A 25,495-nucleotide genomic window follows, 5' to 3' on the forward strand; every position below is an offset into this window, starting at 1 on the left:
AGCGCCGACGGCCCCCCAGCGGAACTGCGCAGTTGGGCTGTACACGACCTGGGTAGAGTGAGCCCATGAGCACCGATCCCGACCCGCTGCAGCTCGCCGCCGAGCTGCGCAGCACCATCGGCGAGCTGGTCCGCCACCTGCGGGACGTGGAGTCCACCATGCCCCAGCCGCAGTCCGCCGCGCTCGGACTGCTGGTCCGCGAGGGGCCGCACACCACGGCCGAGCTGGCCGACCGCCAGCGGGTGCGGCACCAGTCGATGGCCCGCACGGTGGCGCAGCTGCGCGAGGCGGGGCTGATCCGCCAGGAGGCGCACCCGACCGACGGGCGCAAGGTGGTGCTGCACGCCACCGAGGCGGGGGTGGCGGCGCTGCAGGAGCAGCGGCGGCGCCGGGAGGACCGGATGGCGGCGGCGATCGAGCGCGAGCTGTCGCCGCAGGAGCGCCGCCGGCTCGGCGACGCGGTGGCGCTGCTGCGGCGGATCGTCTGAGCCGGCGGGGAACCGTTCACCTGATCGGCAGTCACCTTCCGGCGCTGCGCGCGTTGTCCAGGGCGATCCATCCGCCGATCGCCCCCGAAGGACCGACCGTGACCGCCTCCCTGCGCAACTCCCTGATCGTCGCCGCCGCCCTGGCCGGCCTGCTGCTGGCCGGCGCCGGCAGTGCCGCCGCCTGTGCCAGCGGCGATCTGGCCTCCGCCCTGAACTCCGACTTCGGCAACGCCTGCGTCAACGGCCGGTAGCCGCCCCCGCAGTCGGCCCTCACACCGTGGGGGCCGGCTGCGCCAGCTTGGGCGCCCGCGGCGCCGGCAGGGCGATGCCCGCAGCCGCACCCGTGCCGGTGCCCGCGGCCTGCCGCTCCGGCAGCCCCGCCCCCTCCGCCTCCAGCGGCGAGAGCGGCGGCAGCTCCACGTGCTCGCGCAGCCCGTACCGCCGGTAGAGCCGCTTCAGCGGCGCGGGCGCCCACCAGTTGAACTCGCCGAAGAACGACATCGCGGCCGGCACCAGCAGGCAGCGCACCAGCGTGGCGTCCACCGCCACGGCCACGGCCAGCGCGATGCCCATCTCCTTGACCATCAGCATCTGCCCGGCCGCGAACCCGGCGAAGACGATCACCATCAGCGAGGCCGCCGAGGTGATGATCCGACCGCTCTGCTGCAGGCCCACCTGCACGGCCTGCTTGCAGCCGTACCCCTGGTCCTTCAGCTCCTTGATCCGGGCCAGCAGGAAGACCTCGTAGTCCATCGACAGCCCGAAGGCGAACGCGAAGACCAGCACCGGGACGAAGGTCTCCAGGCCGCCGGTCGGGGTGAAGCCCAGCGGCCCGGCGAACCAGCCGTGCTGGAACACCAGGGTGAGCGCGCCCAGCGAGCAGCCCAGCGACAGCAGGTTCATCAGCAGCGCCTTGACCGGCATCACCACCGAACCGGTCATCAGGAAGAGCAGCACCAGCGTGCCGACCGCGACCAGCCCGAACGCCCACGGGCCGCGGCTGACCAGTTCGTGCTGGAAGTCCACCACGCCGGCGGCGTCCCCGGTGACGTAGGTCTTCAGCCCGCCGCGGTGGTCCCGCAGCTCTTCGACCACCTGTTTGGCGGCGGCGCCCTGCGGATCGCCGTGCACCAGCACGTCGACGGTGCTGACCCGCGGGCTCACCTCCTGCACCGCGCGCACGCCGGAGACGCCGGGCAGCTTCGCCACCACCTGGTCCGCGTACTGCGCCGCGGCCTGCCGCCCGCCCTCCACCACCACGGTGACGGGGGCGGGCGCGGCCTGCGGGAACTTCTCCTTGACCGTCTCGGCGACCTGCCGGCCCACCGAGCTGGTGGGCAGCGCGGCGACGCCCGTGCTGCGCATCTCGGCGCCGAGGAAGGGCGCGCCGGCGGCGGTCAGCAGCGCCACGCAGACCAGCGCCACCGGCACGGCCCGACGCTGCACCAGCCGAACGGTGCGGGCGAAGAAGCCCTCGGACGGCTCGGCCCGCTTGGGCGGCTTGATCCGGTGCCCGGCGAAGCCGAGCAGCGCGGGCACCAGGGTGAGCGCGGCCAGCACGGCGATCACCACCACGCTGACGCCGGCCGCGGCCACCGCCCGGAAGACCGGGCTGGTGAAGACGAAGAGCCCGCTGAGCGCCACGGCCACGGTCAGGCCGGAGAACGCCACGGTGCGGCCCGCGGTGGCGGCGGTGCGGTCGATCGCCTCGGCGATCTCGGCGCCCCGGCCGCGCTCCTCGCGGAACCGGTTGACCATCAGCAGCGCGTAGTCGATCGACAGGCCCAGGCCGAGCACAGTGGCGATCGGCAGCACCGAGGTGTCCAGGTCCATGATCCGGCTGAAACCGAACATCGCCAGCAGCGCCCCGCCCACCGAGGCGACCGCGCCGATCACCGGCAGGCTCGCGGCGGCCAGTCCGCCGAAGACCAGCACCATCACCACCAGGGTCAGCGGCAGCGTGACGATCTCGCCGAAGGTGGTGTCGGACTGGGTCTGTGCCTTGACCTCCTGCTGCACCACCAGGTCGCCGCCGACCTTGACCTGGCTGCCGGGGGCCTGGCCGCCGGGATCCTGGATGGCGGCCAGCCGCTGACTGACGGCCTGCTGCTGGGCGGTGCCGGCGCCGTCCGCCATCCGCACGTCGACCAGGCTGCCGCTGCCGTCGGCCGCGGTCAGCGCGGTGGCCTGGCCGGGCTGGTAGGCGTCGGAGACGGAGAGCACTCCGGGCAGCTTGGCGATGTCGGCGGCCGCCGAGGTGACGGCGGTGCGCACCGCGGGGTCGTCCACCTGACGCCCGGAGACCACGGCGGTGATCGAGCCGGCCGACGGGTTGGCGGCGGCCACCACGTTGCCGCCCTGGGCGGATTCGGCGCCGCCGGAGGCGGTGTGGGTGACCGAGCCCTCGAACACCCGGCCGCCGATCAGCACGCCGAGCGCGAGCACGGCCACCCAGAAGGCCAGGACCCACCGGCGGTGCCGGCGGCAGGCGCGGCCCAGCGCGGCGAGCCGGCCGGGGGCCGCGGCAACAGGGGAGTTCGCGGGGGTGGCAATGAGGCGCAACAAGCGGATCTGCCTAGCGTTCGGGACGGGAGAACCCCGTCGGGCGACTCATCCCACGCTAGGTGTTCTGTCCTAAAAGACCCATAAAAACGGAATGAGCCCCTCATCACAACGCCATCCGCAGTGAATCAAGGACGGTCCGCACACGGACCGATGATCTTGGAAGAGGGCCTGGCAGGAGGCCGGAAACGCCGGTGGGCCCCACCCGGAATCCCGGGTGGGGCCCACCGACTTGCAGCCGTTCAGCTACCTACCGCTGTGCGAGCTCAGCTCTGGCCGCCGGCCAGCTTCTCGCGCAGGGCAGCCAGCGCCTCGTCCGAGGCGAGGGCGCCGGCGCCCTCGTCGCTGGAGGAGGAGTAGTTGCCGCCGGCAGCGGCGGCAACCGCGTCGCCACCCTCGGCAGCGGCCTCGGCATCGGCCTCGCGGCTCTTGATGACCTGGGCCTGGTGCTGCTCGAAGCGGGCCTGCGCCTCGGCGTACTGGCGCTCCCACTCCTCACGCTGCTTCTCGAAGCCGGGCAGCCAGTCGTTCGCCTCGGGGTCGAAGCCCTCCGGGTAGATGTAGTTGCCCTGGTCGTCGTACGAGGCAGCCATGCCGTACAGGGTCGGGTCGAACTCGACCGACGCCGGGTCGGCACCGAGGGACTCGTTGGCCTGCTTCAGCGAGAGGCTGATGCGGCGGCGCTCGAGGTCGATGTCGATGACCTTGACGAAGATCTCGTCGCCGACCTGGACGACCTGCTCCGGGATCTCCACGTGGCGCTCGGCCAGCTCGGAGATGTGGACCAGGCCCTCGATGCCCTCGTCCACGCGGACGAACGCACCGAACGGAACCAGCTTGGTGACCTTACCCGGGACGACCTGGCCGATCTGGTGGGTCCGGGCGAACTGCTGCCACGGGTCCTCCTGGGTCGCCTTCAGCGACAGGGAGACGCGCTCGCGGTCCATGTCCACGTCGAGAACCTCGACGGTGACCTCCTGGCCGACCTCGACGACCTCGGACGGGTGGTCGATGTGCTTCCAGGACAGCTCGGAGACGTGCACCAGGCCGTCCACGCCACCCAGGTCCACGAAGGCACCGAAGTTGACGATGGAGGAGACGACGCCGGAGCGCACCTGACCCTTCTGCAGGGTGGTGAGGAAGGTCTGGCGGACCTCGCTCTGGGTCTGCTCCAGCCAGGCACGGCGGGACAGGACCACGTTGTTGCGGTTCTTGTCCAGCTCGATGATCTTGGCCTCGAGCTCCTTGCCCACGTAGGGCTGGAGGTCGCGCACGCGGCGCATCTCGACCAGGGAGGCGGGGAGGAAGCCGCGCAGGCCGATGTCGAGGATGAGACCACCCTTGACGACCTCGATGACGGTACCGGTGACGATGCCGTCCTCTTCCTTGATCTTCTCGATCGTGCCCCAGGCGCGCTCGTACTGGGCGCGCTTCTTGGACAGGATCAGACGACCCTCCTTGTCCTCCTTCTGGAGGACCAGGGCCTCGATCTCGTCACCGACGGAGACGACCTCGTGCGGGTCGACGTCGTGCTTGATCGACAGCTCGCGGGACGGAATGACGCCCTCGGTCTTGTAACCGATGTCGAGGAGCACCTCGTCACGGTCGACCTTCACGATGATGCCCTCGACGATGTCGCCATCGTTGAAGTACTTGATGGTCTCGTCGATCGCCGCGAGGAACGCGTCCGCGTCGCCGATGTCGTTGACCGCAACCTGCGGGGTGGTGCTGACAGAGGTGTCGGTGGGGCTCGTCATTAGGAAAGGGGCTCCGGTACGGACATGAAAGTCGTAGTAATGCCACGCGGGGGCCCGTATTCGCTCCCACCGAAAAGCCCGTGGGGTCTTCGACAGATGCGAGCGCGACCTGCTCCGTCCGAGGCGCGCAGGCCCGCAGCGCAACTTGTAGCATACGGGGACAGCCAGGCACGGTCAACGCCGAAGAGCACGAGACCGACACAGGCAGGTACGGATCAGGCCATATCCTCCAACTGCGCACGCACCAGGACCGAGAGGACCCGGTGCAGGGCGGCAGCCGGCGGGGCCTGACTCCCCGGATGCCACCGTGTGGAACTGGTTCCACGCAGCGGCGCTTTCCGCAACCCCTAGCCTACGCGAGGCCGGACATGACTCTGGACACCACCCCCGACCGCGACCCGGCCCCGGCGCCCGAGGAGGACGACGACCTCGCGCTGCGCCGGCCGGCCGCCGCCGGGGAGAGCAGCCGGGCCAGCCGGCAGTGGTGGGACCGGAACGCCGACGAGTACCAGGAGGAGCACGGCGCCTTCCTCGGCGACGACCGGTTCACCTGGTGCCCGGAGGGGCTGGACGAGGCCGAGGCCCAGCTGCTCGGCCCGACCGCCGGACTGCGCGGCCGCACGGTGCTGGAGATCGGCGCCGGCGCCGCGCAGTGCTCGCGCTGGCTGGCCGCCCGGGGCGCCCGCCCGGTGGCGCTGGACATCTCCTTCCGGCAGCTGCAGCACTCCCGCCGGATCGACGAGCAGCGCGGCACGGCCCGGGTGCCGGTGGTGCAGGCCGACGCCGCCGTGCTGCCGTTCGCGGACGGCGCCTTCGACCTGGCCTGCTCGGCCTACGGCGCGGTGCCGTTCAGCGCCGACACCGCTGAACTGATGCGCGAGGTGCACCGGGTGCTGCGGCCGGGCGGGCGCTGGGTGTTCTCGGTGACCCATCCGATCCGCTGGGCCTTCTCGGACGAGCCGGGCCCGGAGGGGCTGACCGCGGTCGGCTCCTACTTCGACCGCACCCCGTACGTGGAGCAGGGCGCCGACGGCCGGGCCAGTTATGTGGAGCACCACCGCACGCTGGGCGACCGGGTGCGGGAGCTGGTCGGGGCCGGGTTCACCCTGCTCGACCTGGTGGAGCCGGAGTGGCCGGACCGGCTGGCCCAGACCTGGGGCGGCTGGAGCCCGCTGCGCGGGCGGCACCTGCCGGGCACGGCGATCTTCGTGGCCCGGCGGGCCTGAATACTGGTGCGGTGACCGACCGCATCCCGCTCGACCTGCCGATCCGCCCCGCCCTGCCCGCGCTGGCCGGGGCGCTGGCGGAGACCGGCGCCGCCGTGCTCGCCGCGCCGCCCGGCACCGGCAAGACCACCCTGGTCCCGCTGGCGCTTGCCGGGCTGGCGCCCGGGGGCGGGCCGCGGCGCCGGGTGCTGGTGGCGGAGCCGCGCCGGCTGGCGGTGCGGGCGGCGGCCCGCCGGATGGCCTGGCTGCTCGGCGAGCGCACCGGGGAGAGCGTGGGCTTCACGGTCCGCGGCGAGCGCGTGGTCGGCCCGCGTACGGTGGTGGAGGTGGTCACCACCGGTGTGCTGCTGCAACGCCTGCAACGCGACCCGGAGTTGCCGGGGGTGGACGCGGTGCTGCTGGACGAGTGCCACGAGCGGCACCTGGACGCCGACACCGCCCTGGCCTTCCTGCTGGACGTGCGGGCCGCGCTGCGGCCGGAGTTGCGGCTGCTGGTCGCCTCGGCCACCTCGGACACCGCGGCCTGGGCCGAACTGCTCGGCGGGGCGCCGGTGGTGACGGCCGAGGCGGCGGCCCACCCGGTCGCCGTGGTCTGGGCGCCGCCGCCGCGCGCCGTGCGGCCGCCGCAGGGCACCCGGGTGGACCCGGCGCTGCTGGAGCATGTGGCGGCCACGGTGCGGCGGGCGCTCGGCGAACACGACGGGGACCTGCTCTGCTTCCTGCCCGGGGTGGGCGAGATCGCCCGGGTGGCGGGGCTGCTGGCCGGGGTGCCGGCCGAGGTGCTGCAACTGCACGGGCAGGCACCGGCGGCGGTGCAGGACGCGGCGCTCAGCCCGGGGACGGGCGGGCGCCGGGTGATCCTCTCCACCTCGGTGGCGGAGTCCTCGCTGACCGTGCCGGGGGTGCGGATCGTGGTGGACGCCGGGCTGGCCCGGGAGCCGCGCACCGACCACGCCCGGGGGCTGAGCTCGCTGGTGACGGTGCGGGCCTCGCTGGCCGCCGGACGGCAGCGGGCCGGCCGGGCCGGGCGCGAGGCGCCGGGGGTGGTCTACCGCTGCTGGGCGGAGGCGGCCGACGCGCTGGCGCCGGCCTTCCCGGCGCCGGAGATCGCGCTGGCCGACCTGGCGCCGTTCGCGCTGCAGGCGGCCTGCTGGGGTTCGCCGGACGCGACCGGCCTGGCGCTGCTGGACCCGCCGCCGGCCGGAGCGCTGGCCGCCGCGCGGCAGACCCTGACGGCGCTCGGCGCGGTGGACGCGACCGGGCGCGCCACCGAACGCGGGCAGTTGCTGGCGCGCACCGGCCTGCACCCCCGGCTGGCCCGCGCCCTGCACGACGGCGCCGCCCTGGTCGGCGCGCGGCGGGCGGCGGAGCTGGTGGCGCTGCTCTCCGAGGAGCCGCCGCGCACGGCCGGCGACGACCTGGCGGCGCTCTGGCGGGCGGTGCGCGGCGGCGGCCTCGAACCGGCTTACCGCGCCCGCTGGAAGGACGAGACCCGGCGCCTGCTCAACCAACTCCCCGGCTCCGCGGACGGCGGGCCGGACGACACCGCCGCCGCGGGCCTGATCACCGCCCTCGCCCACCCGGAGCGGGTGGCCCGGGCCCGCACCCCGCGCCCCGAACCCGGCGCACCGGCCGCCTACCTGATGGCCTCGGGCACCGCCGGCGAGACCGCGGCCGGCTCGACCCTCGGCGGCGCCCCCTGGCTCGCCGTCGCCGTCGCCGACCGCCCGGCCGGCGCGCCCACCGCCCGGATCCGCCGGGCCGCCGCCCTGGACGAGCGCACGGCCCGCACGGCCGCCGCCCACCTGCTCACCGAGCGCGAGGAAGTGCACTGGTCACGCGGCGACCTGACGGCCCGCCGGGTCACCGCCCTGGGCGCCCTGGAGCTCGAGACGGCCGCCCTGGACCGCCCCGATCCGGCCCTCGTGCGCGCTGCCCTGCTGGACGGCCTGGCCCGCGAGGGCGTCTCCGACCTGCTCCGCTGGACCGAGGCCGGCCGCTCGCTGCGCCTGCGCCTCGCCTTCCTGCACCGCGTGCTGGGCGACCCTTGGCCGGACGTCAGTGACCCGGCCCTGCTCGCGGCGGCCGAGCAGTGGCTGGAGCCGGAGCTCTCCCGCGCCCGCCGCCGCGCCGACCTGGAACGCATCGACACCGCCTCGGCCCTCAACCGCCTGCTCCCCTGGGCCACCGGCGAAGCGGGCCGCCTCGACGAACTGGCCCCGGAACGCATCACCGTGCCCACCGGTTCCCGGATCCGGATCGACTACACGGCCGACCACCCGGTGCTCGCCGTCAAACTCCAGGAACTCTTCGGCTGGACCGACGCCCCCCGCCTCGCCGCCGGCCGCATCCCGCTCACCATCCACCTGCTCTCCCCCGCCGGCCGCCCAGCCGCCATCACCGGCGACCTCGCCTCCTTCTGGACCACCGGCTACCCCGCCGTCCGCGCCGACCTCCGCGGCCGCTACCCCCGCCACCCCTGGCCGGAGGACCCGACCACGGCGGAGCCGACGAGACGGACGAATCCGCGGAGGTGATGCTGTGGCTAGGCTGAGTCCGAGACAGCCTTGGAGGCTCCGATGAGCTCTCGGCACTACGAGCTTCTGGAAGAAGCCCGACGCGCCCTCCCCCAGGGCTTCAAAGCCGAACTGTCGGGCGACGTCATCGTGATGCAGGCCACCCCTTCGACCATTCACCAGCGCAATCTCTTCCTGGTCCGGCGTCAGTTCGATCCCCATCAGCCCGCCGGGGTGCTGCCCTCCGAGAACACGGACCTGGCCTCGCCCTCCGTGGACAAGGTGCGCAACCCCGACCTGACCTACCTCCCGGACGGGAGTCGATCGACATCCCGCCGCCCTTCGGCTTCACGCTCGACACCAGTGGGCTGATGCCCTACTGACACGCGAACGGGCCGGATCCCATGGGATCCGGCCCGTTGAAGCGGCCTCAGTGCGCCGCCGCCTCCCAGTTCGCGCCCACGCCCACCGAGACGTCCAGCGGGGCCCGCAGGTCGTAGGCGCCGGCCATCTGTTCGCGGACCAGGGACTCGACGCGGTCGTGCTCGCCGGGGGCGAGTTCCAGGACGATTTCGTCGTGCACCTGGAGCAGCATCCGGGAGGAGAGGCCGGCCTCGCGGAGGGCGTCGTCGACGCGGAGCATGGCGATCTTGACGATGTCGGCGGCCGAGCCCTGGACCGGGGCGTTGAGGGCCATCCGCTCGGCCATCTCGCGGCGCTGGCGGTTGTCGCTGGTGAGGTCGGGCAGGTAGCGGCGGCGGCCGAGCAGGGTCTCGGTGTAACCGGTGGCGCGGGCCTCCTCGACGACCCGGTGCAGATAGTCGCGGACGCCGCCGAAGCGCTCGAAGTAGGTGTCCATCAGGCCCTGGGCCTCGTTCGGCTTGATGCCGAGCTGCTGGGAGAGGCCGTAGGCGGAGAGGCCGTAGGCGAGGCCGTAGGACATCGCCTTGATCTTGCGGCGCATCTCGGCGTCCACCTCGCCGGGGGCGACCTGGAAGACCGAGGAGGCGACCGTGGTGTGCAGGTCCTCGCCGCTGGCGAAGGCCTCGATCAGCGCCTCGTCCTCGGAGAGGTGGGCCATGATCCGCAGCTCGATCTGCGAGTAGTCGGCGGTGAGCAGCGACTCGTACCCCTCGCCGACCACGAAGGCGCGGCGGATCAGCCGGCCCTCCTCGGTGCGGACCGGGATGTTCTGCAGGTTGGGATCCTGCGAGGAGAGCCGGCCGGTGGCGGCGACCATCTGGTTGAAGGTGGTGTGGATCCGGCCCTGCGGGGAGACGGTCTTCAGCAGGCCCTCGACGGTGGTGCGCAGCTTGGCCTGGTCGCGGTGGCGCAGCAGGATGACCGGCAGCTCGTTGTCGGTCTGGGTGGCCAGCCAGGTCAGCGCGTCGGCGTCGGTGGTGTAACCGGTCTTGATCTTCTTGGTCTTGGGCAGGTTGAGCTCGCCGAACAGGATCTCCTGCAGCTGCTTGGGCGAGCCCAGGTTGAAGGGGCGCCCGGCGGCGGCGTGCGCCTCCTCGACCACCCGCTGGATCTCGGTGGCGAACTGCTTCTCCAGCGAGTCCAGCCACTCCCGGTCGGCGGCGATGCCGGTGCGCTCCATCCGGGCCAGCAGCGCGGCGATCGGCAGCTCCATGTCGTGCATCAGCTCGACGGCGCCGGCCTCGGCCAGCCGGGTGTCGAAGAGCTCGGCCAGGTCGAGCACGGTGCGGGCCTCGACCATCAGCGCCTGGGCGCCGGCGGTCGCGTCCTCCTCCGGTGCGTCGAAGGCGAGTTGGCCGCTCTCGGCGGCGGCGGCCGGGGTCAGCGAGCGACCCAGGTACTCCTCCGCCAGCACCTCCAGGGTGAAGGTGCGCCGGCCGGGCTTCTCCAGGTAGGCGGCGAGCGCCGTGTCCTGGGCGACGCCGGCCACCGTCCAGCCGCGCTCGGCGAAGGCCCGCATCACGTGCTTGGCGATGTGCAGCGCCTTGGGGCGCTTGGGGTCGGCGAGCCAGCCGGCGAAGGCCTGCTCGTCCTGCTCGGCGAGCTGGGCCGGGTCGAACCAGGCGGCCGTCTCGCCGGTGGCGAGCGCGACCTCGCGCACCTCGCCGCTGCCCAGCGCCCAGTCGTAGAGGGAGGCGAGCGCGACGCGGTCGCCGGCGGCCGCGTGCCGCTCCAGCCAGCCGGCCAGCGCGCCCGGCTCGGTGAGCAGGTCGCCGTCCACCTCGATGCCGGGGGCGGCGGCCAGTTCGGCGGCCTCCACCACGGCGCCCGGGTCCAGGTTGTAGAGCCGCTCGCGGAAGTTGGGGTTGCGGAACTCCAGCGCCTCCATCAGCCGCCCGACCGCCTCGCGGTCGAACGGGGTGCGGGCCAGGTCGTCGACGCCGAGCGGGAGTTCGACGTCGCGGACCAGCTCGGTGAGCACCCGGTTGCGCTTGACCGAGTCCAGGTGCTCGCGCAGCTTCTCGCCGATCTTGCCCTTGACCTCGTCGGCCCGGTTCACCAGTTCGTCGAAGGAGCCGAACTGGTTGACCCACTTGGCCGCGGTCTTCTCGCCGACGCCGGGGATGCCGGGCAGGTTGTCCGACGGGTCGCCGCGCAGCGCCGCCAGGTCGGGGTACTGACGGGGCGTCACCCCGTACTTCTCGGCGACCTTCTCGGGGGTGTAGCGGGTCAGTTCGGAGACGCCCTTGGTCGGGTAGAGCACCGTGACGTGGTCGGTGACCAGCTGCAGCGAGTCGCGGTCGCCGGTGACGATCAGCACGTCGAAGCCGGCCGCCTCGGCGGCGGTGGCCAGGGTGGCGATGACGTCGTCGGCCTCGAAGCCCTCGATCGCCATCCGGGGCACGCTCATCGCGTCCAGCAGCTCGCCGATCAGGCCGACCTGGCTACGGAACTCGTCCGGGGTGGTGGCGCGGTTGGCCTTGTAGTCGGGGAACTCGGCGGACCGGAAGGTCTTGCGGGAGACGTCGAAGGCGACCGCGAGGTGGCTGGGCGCCTCGTCCCGCACGGTGTTGGCGACCATCGAGGCGAAGCCGTAGACGGCGTTGGTGGGCTGGCCGGTGGAGGTGTTGAAGTTCTCCACCGGGAGCGCGTAGAAGGCCCGATAGGCGAGGGAATGCCCGTCGAGCAGCATCAGCCGGGGGCGGTCTCCCGCCGCGCCCGCACCGCCCGCGCCCTGTGCCGCACTCTGCGTAGCCACGTCCACGTCCGTTCCTGCCGATTCCGACTGCCGCCACCGATCCTAGGCGGCCGCACCGACATCACCGACCAGCCACGACAGCACCCTGGGGGCCCGCCGGAGCTACCCGCCCGTACGATCACGAAAGGCCGTGCCCCGCGGCCGACCCTCGACCGGCAGGAGCGTTCCCCCGATGAGCACGCAATCCGAGCAGCCCGAGCAGCCCGAGCAGGCGGGCGCCGACCGCGGCCCGCTGGTGCTCACCCTCCCGAAGGACGTGGCGGACCACTTCGCCGAACTCGGCGTGGAGCCCAGCACCTTCAGCGGCGGCCGGCTCGGCGACAAGATGGACATCCGGATCGCCGAGGCCTCCCCGGACCGGGTGGTCGGCACCATGCCGGTCGAGGGCAACCAGCAGCCGTACGGGCTGCTGCACGGCGGCGCCTCGGCCGCACTGGCCGAGACCCTGGGGTCGATCGGGGCGATGCTGCACGCCGGTCCCGGCCGGTACGCGGTGGGCGTGGACCTGAACGTGACGCACCACCGCTCGGCCACCTCCGGCCTGGTGACGGGGGTGGCGACCGCCGTCTACAAGGGGCGCACCGCGGCCACCTACGAGATCGCGATCACCGACGACACCGGCCGGCGGATCACCAGCTGCCGGCTGACCTGCGCGCTGCGCGACCTCTGAGCGCCCGCTCGCGCCCCCGCACCGCCGCGCCACCGCCCGCTCCCCTCCCGCGCCCCCTCCGTTTGGCCGCCGCCCCCGCTGGGCAGGTCTGGCCGACGAGGGGGCGCGGCGCTTTCCGCCCGCGGGCCGCCCTCCGCTCGCGGTGACCCTGCGTAACACACAGGAAATCCGCCAGGGGTGCTCGAAATCGGCTCGACATCCCCTCGCCACAGCCCGGGTCGTCCGCATTCCGGACGCGAGTGCCCGCCGGGAGCGAGCCGGACATTGCCGTCCGCCCACCGAACGGATCGTCTACTGCCTGTGTTTTCAGCTGGCTTGGATGATCCAAGCGGACCGATCGACTGCCCGATCGGGCACCGGCGATGTCCGGACGACCACAATGCGGATGGTTGGCATGGGTTGCTCATAACAGAAGAATCACAGCGTTGGCACATTGCTGCCCCTCCCGCTCTCAGCCCTCTAGAGTCACGGCCAGTCACCGCCAGACCTTGAAGGGGACCCTCGTGCGGAATCGTTCACTGCTCGTCCTCAGCATCGCCCTCACCGGGGCCCTCACCGTCACCGCCTGCGGCTCCCGCGGCGGCAGCAAGACCGGTGACTCGTCCGCCGGCGGAGACCTGACCGTCACCATCGGCGTCGACGCTCCGCTCTCCGGCCAGAACTCGGCCACCGGCCTCGGCATCCAGTCCGGCGTGGAGATCGCCGTGGACGACGCCAACAAGAACAAGACCGTGCCCGGCGTGACCTTCAAGGTGAAGGCCCTGGACGACCAGGCCCAGCCCGGCATCGGCCAGCAGAACGCCACCGCCCTGGTCAGCGACGCCAGCGTGCTGGGCGTCGTCGGCCCGCTCAACTCCGGTGTGGCGCAGTCGATGCAGCAGGTCTTCGCGACCGCCAACCTGGTCGAGATCTCGCCCTCCAACACCAACCCGGCGCTCACCCAGGGCCCCAACTGGGGCAGCGGCAAGAAGGTCCGGTCGTTCCCGACCTACTTCCGCACCGCCACCACCGACGCGCTGCAGGGTGCCTTCGCCGCCCAGTACGCCAGCGCCACGGCCGGCAAGAAGAAGGCCTTCGTGGTCGACGACAAGCAGACCTACGGCGCCGGTCTGGCCGCGATCTTCCAGGACTCCTTCACCAAGGACGGCGGTGCGATCGCCGGCAGCGACCACGTCAACACCGGTGACAAGGACTTCTCCACCCTGGTCACCAAGATCAAGAACTCCGGCGCCGACATCCTCTACTACGGCGGCCAGTACGACGAGGCGCAGCTGATCACCAAGCAGCTGAAGGACGCCGGCGCCGCCATCCCGGTGATGGGCGGTGACGGCATGTTCTCCGACACCTACATCACCACCGCCGGCACCGAGTCCGAGGGCGACCTGGTCACCTCGGTCGGCGTCCCGGTGGACACCCTGGACTCCGCCAAGGACTTCATCGCGAAGTACAAGGCCGGCAACTACAAGGGCGACTACGGCACCTACGGCGGCTACTCCTACGACGCCGCCACCGCCATCATCAAGGCGGTCGGCACCGCGATGGGCTCCGGCAAGAAGCTGCCCTCCCGCGCCGACGTGGTCGCCGGCGTGCAGAAGTCCGACTTCACCGGCATCGCCGGCCACGTCTCCTTCGACGAGTTCGGCGACACCACCAACAAGCAGCTGACGGTCTACCAGGTGAAGAGCGGCAAGTGGGTGGCGGTCAAGTCCGGCACCTTCGGCGGCTGACCCGACCCGGCCCGACGGCCCCGGGGCCGCACGCGCGCACCCCGCGCGGGCGGCCCCGCGTCCCCACACCCCCGAGACGCCAGCACAGCGACATGGAGGCTGCGGTGCACACCCTGCCGCAACAACTCGCCAACGGCATATTCCTTGGCGCCACGTACGGGCTCATCGCCATCGGCTACACGATGGTCTACGGCATCGTGCAGCTCATCAACTTCGCCCACGGCGAGATCTTCATGACCGGGGGCTTCGGCGCGCTCTCCGTCTACCTGGTCCTGCCCCACGGCACCAGCCTCTGGCTGGCCCTCCCGCTGATGCTGCTCGGCGGCGCCCTCACCTCCGTGCTGATCGCACTCGGCGCCGAACGCTTCGCCTACCGGCCGCTGCGCAACGCCCCGCGACTGGCCCCGCTGATCGCCGCGATCGGCCTCTCGCTGGCCCTCCAGCAGGCCGTGCACAACCTCTACCCGAACGCCACCAACCCCCGGGTCTTCCCGCAGATCCCGCCGCTGCACGGCACGATCACCGGGCTGCACATCCAGAAGGCGCTCGACATCCACCTGCAGACCGGCGACCTGTTCACCATCATCGCCGCCCCGATCTGCATGGTGGTGCTGGCCCGGTTCGTCCTGAAGTCCCGCACCGGGCGCGCCATGCAGGCCACCGCCCAGGACCCGGACACCGCCCAGCTGATGGGCGTGGACACCAACCGGATCATCGCCACCGCCTTCGGCATCGGCGCCCTGTTCGCCGCCGTCGCCGCCGTCTGCTACGGCCTGCGCTACGGCCAGGTGGACTACTCGATGGGCTTCCAGGCCGGACTCAAGGCCTTCACCGCCGCCGTGCTCGGCGGCATCGGCAACATCTACGGCGCCATGCTCGGCGGCCTGGTGCTCGGCCTGGCCGAGACCATGGCCACCGCCTACATCGCCGACATCCCCGGCATGCACCAGCTCGGTGGCGGCAGCTGGGCCAACGTCTGGGCCTTCGTGCTGCTGATCGTGGTCCTGCTGGTGCGGCCCCAGGGCCTGCTCGGCGAACGCGTCGCGGACCGGGCCTGAGGCCGGAGGAGGAGACCCCACCATGACCACCGCAGCTCTCCTGCGCGCCTCCACCGGACGCGCCCTGGCCAAGATCGAGGGCACCGTGCCCGCCCCGGTCGCCCGCGGCCTGATCGCCGGCGGCGCCGTGCTCACCGCCGCGTCCGCCTTCCTCTCCTGGACCTGGACCGACCGGTTCCCCGGCGACCTCACCGTCTCCGGCTACCCCGGCGGCCTGCAGTGGCTCACCGTCGCCGGCGGCCTGCTGCTGCTGGTGCAGGCGCTCGCCGCCTACGGCGTGCCGGGCCTGCGGGTGCTGGCGCCCACCGGCCACACCGGCCCGCTGCGCGGCCTGGCCGCCACCGCCTTCGCCACCACCTGGTTCACCCTGATCGCCATCGTGGCCGAACTGCACGGCCTGGTGAACCTCACGACCGGAGGCTGGATCGCCGGGATCGCCGTGCTGCCCGCGCTCTTCGGCGCGCTGGCGCTGCCCGCGGACCGGCACCAGGCGGCACCCGCCGAGCCGTTCAACCCCTGGCTGGAACGCCTGGTGATCACCGCGCTGGCCGCCCTGGCGCTGGCGCTCTTCACCTACGCCATCGGCACCCCGTACGGCGAGCTCTTCGTCGGCTTCCTGATCGCCGCGGTCGGCGCCGCCGGCAGCTGGGTCCGCTCCGGGCTGTTCGAACGGCTCTCCGCGCTGACCGCCCGCAACCGCGCCTTCGGCACCGCCGCCGGCTTCGTCGCCGCCGCGCTCTTCCCGCTCACGCAGGGCAACGACCACGACGCCAACCTCGGCGTCAACATCCTGATCTTCGCCACCGTCGCGCTCGGCCTGAACATCGTGGTCGGCCTGACCGGCCTGCTCGACCTCGGCTACGTCGCCTTCCTCGGCGTCGGCGCCTACACCGCCGCGATCGTCTCCGGCTCGCCGTTCTCCCCCTTCGACGCACCGATCCCGTTCTGGTGCGCGGCCCTGCTCGGCGCCGCCGTCTCGATGGTCTTCGGCGTGCTGATCGGCGCCCCCACCCTGCGGCTGCGCGGCGACTACCTGGCCATCGTCACCATCGGCTTCGGGGAGATCTTCCACATCGCGGTGGGCAACCTGGACGGCAAGTCCGGGCCGAAGATCACCAACGGCCCCAACGGCATCGCCCAGGTCCCCGACATCAACCTCTTCGGCCTGCAACTCGGCCACAGCTGGCAGCTGTTCGGTACCTTCACGGTCGGCCGGTTCGCCAACTACTTCTTCCTGATGCTGATCGTCACGCTGATCGTGGTCGGCGTCTTCAGCCGGGCCGGCAACTCCCGGATCGGCCGGGCCTGGATCGCCATCCGGGAGGACGAGACCGCCGCCGAGGCGATGGGCATCAACGGCTTCCGGGCCAAGCTCACCGCCTTCGCGCTCGGCGCCGCCCTGGCCGGCCTGGCCGGCACGGTCAGCGCCCACGTCACCTACAACGTGGTGCCGCAGCCCTACGTCTTCGCCGGCTCCGCCCCGCCGAACTCCGCCTTCCTGCTCGCCGCCGTCGTGCTCGGCGGGATGGGCACGGTCAGCGGGCCGCTGCTCGGCGCGGCGCTGCTCTACCTGATCCCGGAGAAGCTGGAGTTCATGCAGAACTACCAGCTGCTCGCCTTCGGCGTGGCGCTGATCCTGCTGATGCGCTTCCGCCCCGAGGGGATCATCGCCAACCGCCGCCGGCAGGCCGAGTTCCACCAGGCCGACCTGCCCGCCCAGGGCACCGGCACCGACACCAGCAGCCTCAGCAAGGCAGGGGCCTGAGCCATGACCACCACGACCGACACCCCGGGCGCCGTGCTGCTCGATGCCACCGGCGTCACCATGCGGTTCGGCGGCCTGACCGCCGTCAACGGCGTCGACCTGACCGTCCGCGAGGGCGAGATCATCGGCCTGATCGGCCCCAACGGGGCCGGCAAGACCACCTTCTTCAACTGCCTCACCGGGCTCTACGTGCCCACCGAAGGGACCGTCAGGTTCCGCGGCCAGGTGCTGCCGCCCAAGCCGCACCTGGTCACCCAGGCCGGCATCGCCCGCACCTTCCAGAACATCCGGCTGTTCGCCAACATGACGGTGCTGGAGAACGTGCTGGTCGGCCGGCACACCCGCACCGACGAGGGGCTGCTCTCGGCCCTGCTGCGCGGCCCCGGCTTCCACCGCGCCGAGCGGGAGAACCGGGCCAAGGCGATGGAGCTGCTGGAGTTCACCGGCCTGGCCGGCAAGGCCGGGCAGCTCTCCCGCAACCTGCCCTACGGCGAGCAGCGCAAGCTGGAGATCGCCCGCGCCCTGGCCAGCGAGCCCGGCCTGCTGCTGCTCGACGAGCCCACCGCCGGCATGAACCCGCAGGAGACCCGGGCCGCCGAGGAGCTGGTCTTCGCGATCCGCGACCGCGGCACGGCGATCCTGGTGATCGAGCACGACATGAAGTTCATCTTCAACCTCTGCGACCGCACCGCCGTGCTGGTCCAGGGCCAGAAGATCGTCGAGGGCGACCGGGCCACCGTGCAGAACGACGAACGCGTCATCACCGCCTACCTCGGCACCCCGCTCGAAGCGCAGCCCAATGAGCCCACGGAGCCCTCCGCATGACCACCGCACTGCTCGAGGTCGAGGACCTCCGCGTCGCCTACGGCAAGATCGAAGCCGTCAAGGGCATCAGCTTCACCGTCGCCCAGGGCACCGTCACCACGCTGATCGGCACCAACGGCGCCGGCAAGACCACCACCCTGCGCACCCTCTCCGGCCTGCTGCGCCCCACCGCCGGCACCATCCGGTTCGACGGCGGCGAGCTCGGCGCCACCCCCGCGCACAAGATCGTCGCGCTCGGCCTGGCCCACTCCCCCGAGGGCCGGCACATCTTCCCCCGGATGACCATCGAGGAGAACCTGCTGCTCGGCGCGTTCCTGCGCAAGGACGCCGCCGGCATCCAGCAGGACGTCGAGCGCGCCTACACGCTCTTCCCGATCCTCGGCGAGCGCCGCCGCCAGGCCGCCGGCACCCTCTCCGGCGGCGAGCAGCAGATGCTGGCGATGGGCCGGGCCCTGATGTCCCGTCCGAAGCTGCTGATGCTGGACGAGCCGTCCATGGGCTTGTCACCGATCATGATGCAGAAGATCATGGCCACCATCGTGGAACTCCGCTCCGGCGGGACCACGATCCTGCTGGTCGAGCAGAACGCCCAGGCGGCGCTCTCGCTCTCCGACCAGGGCTACGTGATGCAGACCGGCCGCATCGTGCTCAGCGGCACCGGCGCCGAGCTGCTCAGCGACGAGTCGGTGCGCAAGTCCTACCTCGGCGAGGACTGACCCACCGGCAGCAGACGTCAGGTGCGGGCCGCCTGGACCGGCCCGCACCTGACCCGCGCACAGGCTCCGGCCCTACGCCTGCTCCTCGGCCTTCTTGCGGTCCTGCGCCTCGCCCTCCTCGATGACCGCCTCGGCCACCGCGGCCATGGTCATCCGGCGGTCCATCGAGGTCTTCTGGATCCAGCGGAACGCGGCCGGCTCGTTCAGCCCGAACTTGGTCTGCAGCACGCTCTTCGCCCGGTCCACCAGCTTGCGGGTCTCCAGCCGCTGGGTGAGGTCGGCGATCTCGCCCTCCAGCGCCCGCATCTCGGTGTACCGCGAGACGGCCATCTCGATCGCCGGCACCAGGTCGCTCTTGGAGAACGGCTTCACGATGTACGCCATCGCGCCGGCGTCCCGCGCCCGGTCCACCAGCTCCCGCTGCGAGAACGCGGTCAGCATCAGCACCGGTGCCAGGTGCGCCTCGTGGATCCGCTCCGCCGCCGAGAGCCCGTCCAGCACCGGCATCTTCACGTCCAGGATCGCCAGGTCCGGCTTCAGCTCCTCGACCAGCCGCACCGCGGTCTCCCCGTCGCCGGCCTCGCCGACCACGGTGTACCCCTCCTCCTCCAGCATCTCCTTGAGGTCGAGCCGGATCAACGCCTCGTCCTCCGCGATGACGATCCGGGTGACCTGCGGCGCATCGGTCTCCAGCGCCTGGCTCTGCTCGTCGGCGGTGCTCACGTGACTCCTCGTTCCGGGCGGGGGCTGCATGCATGAGGGTACCCAGACGCGATATGTTTGAGGTCCGCAGGGTCGAGGGGAACCTTTGATTCTGAGGGCGCCCCGGTAGCCCAGCGGGAGAGGCACGGTGCTCAAACCACCGACAGCGTGGGTTCGAATCCCACCCGGGGCACTTTTCCTTCCTTTACAAGGTCGATGAGAGTTCCGGTCCGGACGGACGAATTTCACTCTCCGGTATGAGCCGACGACCCGCCGGCGGCTCCTGCGGCCGATTTCCACGACAGCCGGTCCCGTGTCCGCCCCGACCCGCCACCGCGGAGCTCCCGGCCCCGGGGCCTGTTCCCCCCTGCTCGGCCGCCGCCTCGGCGAGGGCCACGCCGTCCGCCCGCGGCCAACCGGGCCTCCCGGACGGTGAACGGCACCCACCGATCCCCCACCGCGCCCGCGTCGCGGCGCCCGACCATCGCATCGGTCCCGAGGACCGGCTGTTGTCCCGGCCGTGAGGATCTGGTGTGCACGCCGGGCGGTTCAGCCGCATTGGCCCGGTTTGCGCTGTGCGAAGGCTTGCCACCGTCCCCCCCTGCACCTAACTTCTGGCCCATGCCACAACCGCTCCTCTCCGTCGTCGTGCCCGCCTATGACCAGCAGGGACAGCTGTCCGCCTGCCTGGATTCGGTGCTGGGCCAGTCGTTCGGCGGGTTCGAGGTGATCGTGGTGGCCGACCGGTCGCCGGAGTGCCCGGCGGGGGTGGCGCAGGCGGAGGGCGACGAGCGGGTCTCGCTGCTGCGGCTGAACGCGGCGGTGGGCGTCGGGCGGGCGCGGAACGCGGGGGCGGCGCGGGCCAGCGGGCGGTACCTGCTCTTCCTGGACGCCGACCACCTGGTGTCGCCCGGGGCCTTCCTGAGCCTCGCCGACCGGGTGCGGGAGGTGCCGGACGCGGACCTGCTCCTCTTCGGGCACACCCGGCTGCACCGGGGCCGGGTCTGGCCGGGTGCCGCGGAGGCCGCGCTGGACCGGCTGGGCGAGGAGGTGTTCGCGCCGACCGAGCGGTCGGAGCTGTTCGGGGTGCCGGCCCAGGCCTGGGACCGGCTGATCTCCCGGGAGCTGTGGATCGGCGAGCGGCTGGCCTTCCCGGACGGGCAGTACGAGGAGGTCTCCACGGTCCACCACGCGCTGCTGCGGGCCCGCCGGGCGGCCGTGCTGCCGCGCGAGCTGGTGCAGCTGCGGCGCCGTCAGACGGTGCACCCGGCCGGCTCGCCCGGCAGTACCGTCTTCGACCTGTTCGACCAGTACGAGCAGAGCTTCGAGCTGCTGGAGGGGCTGTCGCTGGCCACCGCGCAGGAGGTCCGCCCGCACCTGTTCCGGCGGATGGTCCGGCACTACCTGTTCGTCCTGGACCTGGCGGGCTGCGTCAGCCGGACCGAGCGGCCGCAGTTCTTCCACCGCGCCGCGGAGCACTACCGGCGGCTGCAGCCGGCCGGCTTCCAGCGCCCGGCGGGCCGGGAGGGCGTGAAGTTCTCGCTGCTGGCGGGCGGTTCGTACAGCGCCTTCGAGGTGGCGAAGCTGACCCAGATCGCCCGCACCGCCGTGGCGGGCCGGACCGGGCTCTGACCGAAGGGGCCGGGGCGGGCCACCGCCCCGGCCGCGGTGGTCAGTTGTCGAGTTCGCCGACGTGGTGCACGCGCACCAGGTTGGTGGAGCCGGCCAGGCCGGGCGGCGACCCGGCGGTGATGATCACGATGTCGCCGCGCTCGCAGCGGCCCAGGCTGAGCAGCTGGGCGTCCACCTGCGCCACCATCTCGTCGGTGGTGGGCACGAACGGGCCGAGGAAGGTCTCCACGCCCCAGGTGAGGGCCAGCTGGCTGCGGACCGCCTGCTCGTAGGTGAAGGCCAGCACCGGGATCGGCGAGCGGTACCGGGTCAGCCGGCGCGCGGTGTCGCCGGACTGGGTGAAGGCGATCAGGTACTTGGCGCCCAGGAAGTCGCCGATCTCGGCGGCCGCGCGGGCGACGGCGCCGCCCTGGGTGCGCGGCTTGGAGCCGGCGGTCAGCGGCGGCAGGCCGGCGGCCAGCACGTCGGACTCCACGGCCTCGATGATCCGGCCCATGGTCTTGACCGTCTCGACCGGGTACTTGCCCACCGAGGTCTCGCCGGAGAGCATCACCGCGTCGGTGCCGTCGAGCACGGCGTTGGCGACGTCGGAGGCCTCGGCGCGGGTCGGCCGGGAGGCGTTGATCATCGAGTCCAGCATCTGGGTGGCGACGATGACCGGCTTGGCGTTGCGCTTGGCGAGCTTGATCGCCCGCTTCTGCACCAGCGGCACCTGCTCCAGCGGCATCTCGACGCCCAGGTCGCCACGGGCGACCATGATGCCGTCGAAGGCGTCGACGATGGAGTCCAGGGCCTCGACGGCCTGCGGCTTCTCCACCTTGGCGATCACCGGGAGGTAGCGGCCTTCCTCGGCCATCACGGCGTGCACGTCCTCGATGTCCTTGCCGCTGCGGACGAAGGAGAGGGCGATCAGGTCGGCGCCGGTCCGCAGGGCCCAGCGCAGGTCGGCGACGTCCTTGTCGCTGAGCGCGGGCACGGAGACGGCGAGTCCGGGCAGGTTGAGGCCCTTGTGGTCGGAGACCAGGCCCCCTTCGATGACGAGGCAGTTCACCCGGGGGCCGTCGACGCTGACGACCTCCAGGCAGACCCGGCCGTCATCGACCAGGATCCGCTCACCGCGGCTGACGTCCGCGTTGAGCCCCTTGTAGGTGGTGCCGCAGACGAACCGGTCGCCCGGGACGTCCTCGACGGTAATGGTGAACTCGTCGCCGCGTTCGAGGAGTACCGGGCCCTCGGCGAAGGTCTCCAGGCGGATCTTCGGGCCTTGAAGGTCCACCAGGATGCCGACGCTGCGGCCGGTCTCGTCGGCGGCCTTGCGGACCCTGCGGTACCGCTCCTCGTGCTCGGCGTGCGAGCCGTGGCTCAGGTTGAGTCGGGCGATGTCCATGCCGGCGTCGACCAGGGCCTTGATCTGGTCGTACGAGTCGGCGGCGGGCCCGAGAGTACAGACGATTTTTGCTCGGCGCATGACTGAGAGAGTAAGCACTACCGGCGCGTAACAACGACGATCCGACGGTCGGTCACATGACCGCTGCGGGAAGGTTCGTTGAACTTTCTGACGGGTCATGACTCTCCCTACCAGCGTAGAGAGTTGAAGCAGAACCGCCGATTCCGGGTGCTGTTTCGTGAAAGCTTGTTCAGCACCGGTTCATTCGGTGTACTGTCACGGATCGCCACCCCGCGCGACGCTCTGCTGTCGGCCGGTGTGCCGGTCCCCCGATCGGCTGACCAAGGGAGCGCGATGCGACGTACGTTGCCCGGGATCCTGCTGGTGCTCGTCCTGGTGGCGGGGGCGGTCTACGTCTTCGTGGGCCGGGGCCGCCACCACGGCCCGGCGCCGGTGCCCACGGTGGCGGCGGCCGGGCTGATCGGCTCCGAGAAGCAGGACTTCTTCGCCGACAAGGACGCCGACCAGGCTTTCCGGAGCCAGGGGCTGGCCGTCTCGGTGCGGCAGGCCGGCTCCTGGAACATGGGCAGCATGGCCGGCCCGGGCACCGACTTCGCCATCCCGGCCAGCTCGGTGACGGCACAGGCGGTGATCAAGGCCGACTCCGCCCGCTACCAGGGCGAGTACACGGTGTTCTACTCACCGCTGGTGATGCTCAGCACCGTGGAGGTGGCGAAAGCCCTGGGGCGGAAAGGGGTCGCCGAGCAGACTTCGGACGGCACCTGGATCATCCACATGAAGATGCTGCTCACGGCGATCACCAGCACCGACCCCGCGCTGAACACCTGGGACGCGATCACCACGAACCCGCCGGCCTGGTTGAAGGGACCGGTCTACGTCGCGACCACACCGACGGACACCTCCTCCTCGGCCTCGCTCTTCCTCGCCACCATGTCCTACCTGGCCAACGGCAGCAAGCCGGTCGCCAGCACCCAGGAGCTGTGCCAGGTCGCCCCGCAGATGCGCCAGTTGATCCAGGCCGAAGGCGGCTCCGTCGGCACCAACAACCAGCTGACCAGCGACTGGGCCTCCGGCATCAGCACGAAGCCGCTGACCTGGACCTACGAGTCCGAGGCGGCCGAGCAGGTGCTCGCCGGGGTGAAGCCACCGAACGGCGTGGTGCTCTACCCGGACTTCTACATGCCGAGTGACCACACCCTGGTGCAGCTCTCGCCCAAGGGGGGCCAGGTCAAGGACGCGCTGCTGCACGACCGGACGCTGCTCGACCGGGAGGCGCACTACGGCTTCCGCCCGGCCGGCGATCCGACGGCCTTCGCGAAGGCCGTCGAGGCGAAGGGCGCGTCCTCGATCTTCCCGTCGAACCTGCCGAGCGTCGGACTGCACCCGATCAACCCCCCGGAAACCTCGATCCTGCAGAGCCTGTCGGCCATCGCCGCAGGCACCGCCGCCCCCGGCACCGGCGGGTGCAGCTGATGGCCGCCCCGCTCCCCCGCCGCGCCGCGCTGGCCGCGCTGGCCGGGGCCCTGCTGGCCGGCGCGGCCGCCTGCAGCGGCGGCTCCGACCGTCCGCCGAGCCCGACCGGGGGGCCGGAGGCCACCGAGCCGCCGCCCTCCAAGGGCCCGGCGTACACCCTGCGGGTGCTCGGCGGCGCCGAACTCCTGTCGCTGCTGCCGGTCCTGAAGGACGCCCAGCAGGCCACCGGTGTGGGTACCTTCCTGAGCCCGACCAACACCCTGGACGCCGCCGACGCGGTCCGCAGCGGGCGGGCCGACGGGGCAGCTGACGTGCTCTGGCTCCCCTACAACACGTACCTCGGGCTGGACCGGGCCGCCGCCGCCAAGCTGGTCTCGCCGACCCCGGTGATGGGCACCCAGACCGCCGTCGGGGTGCGCACCGCGCTGCTGGCCGAGCTGGGCTGGGATCCGGCGACGGTGACCTGGGCGCAACTGGGCGACGCGATCGGCGGCGGCCGGCTGACCTTCGGCATGACCGACCCGGCGCACTCCGCCGCCGGCCTGTCGGCGCTGGTGGCCCTGGCGGCCGTGTTCTCCGGGGCGCGCTCCGCGCTCACCGACGCCGACGTCGCCCGGGCCGCACCGGCCCTGCACACCTTCTTCGGCGGGCAGAAGCTGACCTCCGGCTCCTCCGCCGACCTGCTGCGGGCCTACCAGGCCGGCGGCGCCAGTCCGCCGGTGGGCGCACTGGTGGAGTACGAGTCGGTGCTGCTGGAGCTGAACGGCTCGCTGCCGGACCCGGCGAAGCTGACAGTGATCCGCCCGGCGGACGGCGTGCTGACGGCCGACTACCCGCTGACCCTGCTCGCCTCGGCCGCCGCCCCGGCCCAGGACGCCTTCCGCCGTCTCACCGCCTACCTGCTGCGCCCGGAGGTGCAGCAGCGGATCACCGCTCTCACGCTGTGCCACCCGATCCTCGCCCGGGTGCCGCCGGCCACCGGGATCGGCCTCGAGCAGCGGCTCGAACTCCCCTTCCCCGGTGAGCGGTCGGTGGCCGACGGCCTGGTCCGGGCCTACCAGGACGAGCTTCGCCGCCCCTCCCGCACGCTCTACCTGCTGGACACCTCCGGCTCGATGAAGGGCGCTCGCCTCGCCCAGCTGCAGCAGGCGCTGGGTGCGCTGACCGGTGACGACGACAGCCGGGCGGAGAACCGCTTCCGGGCCCGGGAGGAGGTCACCCTGGTCTCCTTCGCCGACACCGTGAAGTGGTCGCGGACGCACCAGGTGCCGGCCACCGCCCCGGGCTCCGAGCTGGCCGCGATCGAGGCGGACGTGCAGGCCCTGTCAGCCGCCGGCGGGACGGCGATCTACAGCGCCCTGGAGGCCGCCTACCAGCAGCTCGCCCAGCAGCAGGCCGCGGCGCAGGACGACCGCTTCACCTCGATCGTGCTGATGACCGACGGCGAGAACAACGAGGGCGCCACCGCCGACCAGTTCACCGCCTTCCACCACGCCCTGCCCGCCGCCCAGCAGTCCGTCCCGGTCTTCCCGATCCGGTTCGGCGAGGCCGCCGTCAACCAGCTCCAGGCCATCGCCGACCTGACCGGCGGCAAGCTCTTCGACGGGACCACCGGGTCGCTGCAGGACGTCTTCGCCCGGATCCGGGGCTACCAGTAGGCCTTCGTCAACTGATGGCCCACGTACCGATACCGATCCGAGAACGCCTGTTCGCCTCTGGTTCACCGTCACGTCGGTTGGTGCTCCTGGCTCCTGGAAAGGATCAGGGTCCGATCGGTGCCTTGTCCGCA

Annotated in this window: 19 protein-coding genes and 1 tRNA gene; 15 read left to right on the forward strand and 5 right to left on the reverse strand. The window is 72.2% G+C overall.

Annotated elements, in window-relative coordinates:
• Window positions 1-65: 65 nt before the first annotated feature.
• Window positions 66-488: a MarR family winged helix-turn-helix transcriptional regulator gene (locus ACFYNO_RS02095; protein ID WP_388003695.1), complete on the forward strand. Its 423-nt coding sequence runs from the start codon at window positions 66-68 to the stop codon at window positions 486-488.
• A 98-nt stretch (window positions 489-586) separates the two neighbouring features.
• Window positions 587-739 (forward strand): hypothetical protein, encoded by a 153-nt coding sequence (locus ACFYNO_RS02100; RefSeq protein ID WP_388003698.1) that lies wholly within the window; start codon window positions 587-589, stop codon window positions 737-739.
• A 19-nt stretch (window positions 740-758) separates the two neighbouring features.
• Here the strand turns inward: ACFYNO_RS02100 and ACFYNO_RS02105 are convergent, their stop codons facing one another.
• A complete protein-coding gene (locus ACFYNO_RS02105) occupies window positions 759-3,053 on the reverse strand; it encodes an MMPL family transporter (RefSeq protein WP_388003701.1) in 2,295 nt (764 codons plus the stop codon).
• Window positions 3,054-3,316: 263 nt separating this feature from the next.
• Window positions 3,317-4,807, reverse strand: coding sequence for a 30S ribosomal protein S1 (gene rpsA / locus ACFYNO_RS02110; RefSeq protein ID WP_230052310.1), 1,491 nt, complete (start codon window positions 4,805-4,807; stop codon window positions 3,317-3,319).
• Between the two features lie 368 nt (window positions 4,808-5,175).
• On the opposite strand from rpsA, the gene ACFYNO_RS02115 reads away from it, so the two are divergent.
• From ACFYNO_RS02115 to ACFYNO_RS02125, 3 genes are read left to right on the forward strand one after another with little or no spacing between them, the layout of a single operon-like run.
• Complete coding sequence (locus tag ACFYNO_RS02115; protein WP_388003704.1) at window positions 5,176-6,033, forward strand: class I SAM-dependent methyltransferase; 858 nt, start codon at window positions 5,176-5,178, stop codon at window positions 6,031-6,033.
• Window positions 6,034-6,044: 11 nt separating this feature from the next.
• Window positions 6,045-8,570 carry an ATP-dependent helicase HrpB gene (gene hrpB / locus ACFYNO_RS02120; protein WP_388003707.1) on the forward strand — a complete coding sequence of 842 codons (2,526 nt, stop codon included), beginning with the start codon at window positions 6,045-6,047 and terminating at the stop codon, window positions 8,568-8,570.
• A 42-nt stretch (window positions 8,571-8,612) separates the two neighbouring features.
• Complete coding sequence (locus ACFYNO_RS02125) at window positions 8,613-8,921, forward strand: hypothetical protein (RefSeq protein WP_388003710.1); 309 nt, start codon at window positions 8,613-8,615, stop codon at window positions 8,919-8,921.
• Window positions 8,922-8,979: 58 nt separating this feature from the next.
• Here ACFYNO_RS02125 and polA read toward each other — a convergent pair whose 3' ends face one another.
• Window positions 8,980-11,664 carry a DNA polymerase I gene (gene polA, locus ACFYNO_RS02130; protein ID WP_388004308.1) on the reverse strand — a complete coding sequence of 895 codons (2,685 nt, stop codon included), beginning with the start codon at window positions 11,662-11,664 and terminating at the stop codon, window positions 8,980-8,982.
• Window positions 11,665-11,902: 238 nt separating this feature from the next.
• Between polA and ACFYNO_RS02135 the strand changes: the two genes are divergently transcribed.
• The 6 genes from ACFYNO_RS02135 (at window position 11,903) to ACFYNO_RS02160 (ending at window position 18,491) form a co-directional block, all read left to right on the forward strand.
• Window positions 11,903-12,400 (forward strand): PaaI family thioesterase, encoded by a 498-nt coding sequence (locus ACFYNO_RS02135; protein WP_388003713.1) that lies wholly within the window; start codon window positions 11,903-11,905, stop codon window positions 12,398-12,400.
• Window positions 12,401-12,903: 503 nt separating this feature from the next.
• Window positions 12,904-14,127 carry an ABC transporter substrate-binding protein gene (locus ACFYNO_RS02140; protein ID WP_388003716.1) on the forward strand — a complete coding sequence of 408 codons (1,224 nt, stop codon included), beginning with the start codon at window positions 12,904-12,906 and terminating at the stop codon, window positions 14,125-14,127.
• A gap of 104 nt (window positions 14,128-14,231) precedes the next feature.
• Complete coding sequence (locus ACFYNO_RS02145; protein ID WP_388004311.1) at window positions 14,232-15,185, forward strand: branched-chain amino acid ABC transporter permease; 954 nt, start codon at window positions 14,232-14,234, stop codon at window positions 15,183-15,185.
• 22 nt (window positions 15,186-15,207) lie between these two features.
• The gene (locus ACFYNO_RS02150; RefSeq protein WP_388003719.1) at window positions 15,208-16,950 is read left to right on the forward strand and encodes a branched-chain amino acid ABC transporter permease; all 1,743 of its coding nucleotides are present in this window, start codon (window positions 15,208-15,210) and stop codon (window positions 16,948-16,950) included.
• Between the two features lie 3 nt (window positions 16,951-16,953).
• A complete protein-coding gene (locus ACFYNO_RS02155; RefSeq protein WP_388003722.1) occupies window positions 16,954-17,775 on the forward strand; it encodes an ABC transporter ATP-binding protein in 822 nt (273 codons plus the stop codon).
• Window positions 17,772-18,491 (forward strand): ABC transporter ATP-binding protein, encoded by a 720-nt coding sequence (locus ACFYNO_RS02160; RefSeq protein ID WP_388003725.1) that lies wholly within the window; start codon window positions 17,772-17,774, stop codon window positions 18,489-18,491. The genes ACFYNO_RS02155 and ACFYNO_RS02160 overlap by 4 nt, the downstream gene beginning before the upstream one ends.
• Before the next feature lie 72 nt (window positions 18,492-18,563).
• Here ACFYNO_RS02160 and ACFYNO_RS02165 read toward each other — a convergent pair whose 3' ends face one another.
• Window positions 18,564-19,244 carry an ANTAR domain-containing response regulator gene (locus ACFYNO_RS02165; RefSeq protein ID WP_388003728.1) on the reverse strand — a complete coding sequence of 227 codons (681 nt, stop codon included), beginning with the start codon at window positions 19,242-19,244 and terminating at the stop codon, window positions 18,564-18,566.
• Between the two features lie 69 nt (window positions 19,245-19,313).
• Here ACFYNO_RS02165 and ACFYNO_RS02170 point away from each other — a divergent pair.
• A tRNA-Leu gene (locus ACFYNO_RS02170) sits at window positions 19,314-19,386 on the forward strand.
• A 428-nt stretch (window positions 19,387-19,814) separates the two neighbouring features.
• Entirely contained in the window at window positions 19,815-20,825 is a 1,011-nt protein-coding gene (locus ACFYNO_RS02175) for a glycosyltransferase family 2 protein (protein WP_388003731.1), read from the forward strand.
• A 40-nt stretch (window positions 20,826-20,865) separates the two neighbouring features.
• On the opposite strand, the gene pyk is transcribed toward ACFYNO_RS02175, so the two are convergent.
• Window positions 20,866-22,293, reverse strand: coding sequence for a pyruvate kinase (gene pyk / locus ACFYNO_RS02180; protein WP_388003734.1), 1,428 nt, complete (start codon window positions 22,291-22,293; stop codon window positions 20,866-20,868).
• Window positions 22,294-22,566: 273 nt separating this feature from the next.
• Between pyk and ACFYNO_RS02185 the strand changes: the two genes are divergently transcribed.
• Together ACFYNO_RS02185 and ACFYNO_RS02190 are read left to right on the forward strand one after the other, a co-directional pair.
• On the forward strand, window positions 22,567-23,706 hold the full coding sequence (locus ACFYNO_RS02185; RefSeq protein WP_388003737.1) for a hypothetical protein: 1,140 nt from the start codon (window positions 22,567-22,569) through the stop codon (window positions 23,704-23,706).
• Window positions 23,706-25,364 (forward strand): VWA domain-containing protein, encoded by a 1,659-nt coding sequence (locus ACFYNO_RS02190; protein WP_388003740.1) that lies wholly within the window; start codon window positions 23,706-23,708, stop codon window positions 25,362-25,364. The genes ACFYNO_RS02185 and ACFYNO_RS02190 overlap by 1 nt, the downstream gene beginning before the upstream one ends.
• Window positions 25,365-25,495 lie beyond the last annotated feature (131 nt).

This window comes from Kitasatospora sp. NPDC006697, from assembly GCF_042869935.1.
Classification (GTDB): domain Bacteria; phylum Actinomycetota; class Actinomycetes; order Streptomycetales; family Streptomycetaceae; genus Kitasatospora.

Coding starts and splice junctions, on each gene's coding strand:
- ACFYNO_RS02095 (WP_388003695.1), top strand. CDS start 66: ATGAGCACCGATCCCGACCCGCTGCAGCTCGCCGCCGAGCTGCGCAGC.
- rpsA (WP_230052310.1), bottom strand. CDS start 4,807: ATGACGAGCCCCACCGACACCTCTGTCAGCACCACCCCGCAGGTTGCG.
- ACFYNO_RS02115 (WP_388003704.1), top strand. CDS start 5,176: ATGACTCTGGACACCACCCCCGACCGCGACCCGGCCCCGGCGCCCGAG.
- ACFYNO_RS02125 (WP_388003710.1), top strand. CDS start 8,613: ATGAGCTCTCGGCACTACGAGCTTCTGGAAGAAGCCCGACGCGCCCTC.
- polA (WP_388004308.1), bottom strand. CDS start 11,664: ATGCTGCTCGACGGGCATTCCCTCGCCTATCGGGCCTTCTACGCGCTC.
- ACFYNO_RS02135 (WP_388003713.1), top strand. CDS start 11,903: ATGAGCACGCAATCCGAGCAGCCCGAGCAGCCCGAGCAGGCGGGCGCC.
- ACFYNO_RS02150 (WP_388003719.1), top strand. CDS start 15,208: ATGACCACCGCAGCTCTCCTGCGCGCCTCCACCGGACGCGCCCTGGCC.
- ACFYNO_RS02155 (WP_388003722.1), top strand. CDS start 16,954: ATGACCACCACGACCGACACCCCGGGCGCCGTGCTGCTCGATGCCACC.
- ACFYNO_RS02160 (WP_388003725.1), top strand. CDS start 17,772: ATGACCACCGCACTGCTCGAGGTCGAGGACCTCCGCGTCGCCTACGGC.
- ACFYNO_RS02165 (WP_388003728.1), bottom strand. CDS start 19,244: ATGCAGCCCCCGCCCGGAACGAGGAGTCACGTGAGCACCGCCGACGAG.
- ACFYNO_RS02175 (WP_388003731.1), top strand. CDS start 19,815: ATGCCACAACCGCTCCTCTCCGTCGTCGTGCCCGCCTATGACCAGCAG.
- pyk (WP_388003734.1), bottom strand. CDS start 22,293: ATGCGCCGAGCAAAAATCGTCTGTACTCTCGGGCCCGCCGCCGACTCG.
- ACFYNO_RS02185 (WP_388003737.1), top strand. CDS start 22,567: ATGCGACGTACGTTGCCCGGGATCCTGCTGGTGCTCGTCCTGGTGGCG.
- ACFYNO_RS02190 (WP_388003740.1), top strand. CDS start 23,706: ATGGCCGCCCCGCTCCCCCGCCGCGCCGCGCTGGCCGCGCTGGCCGGG.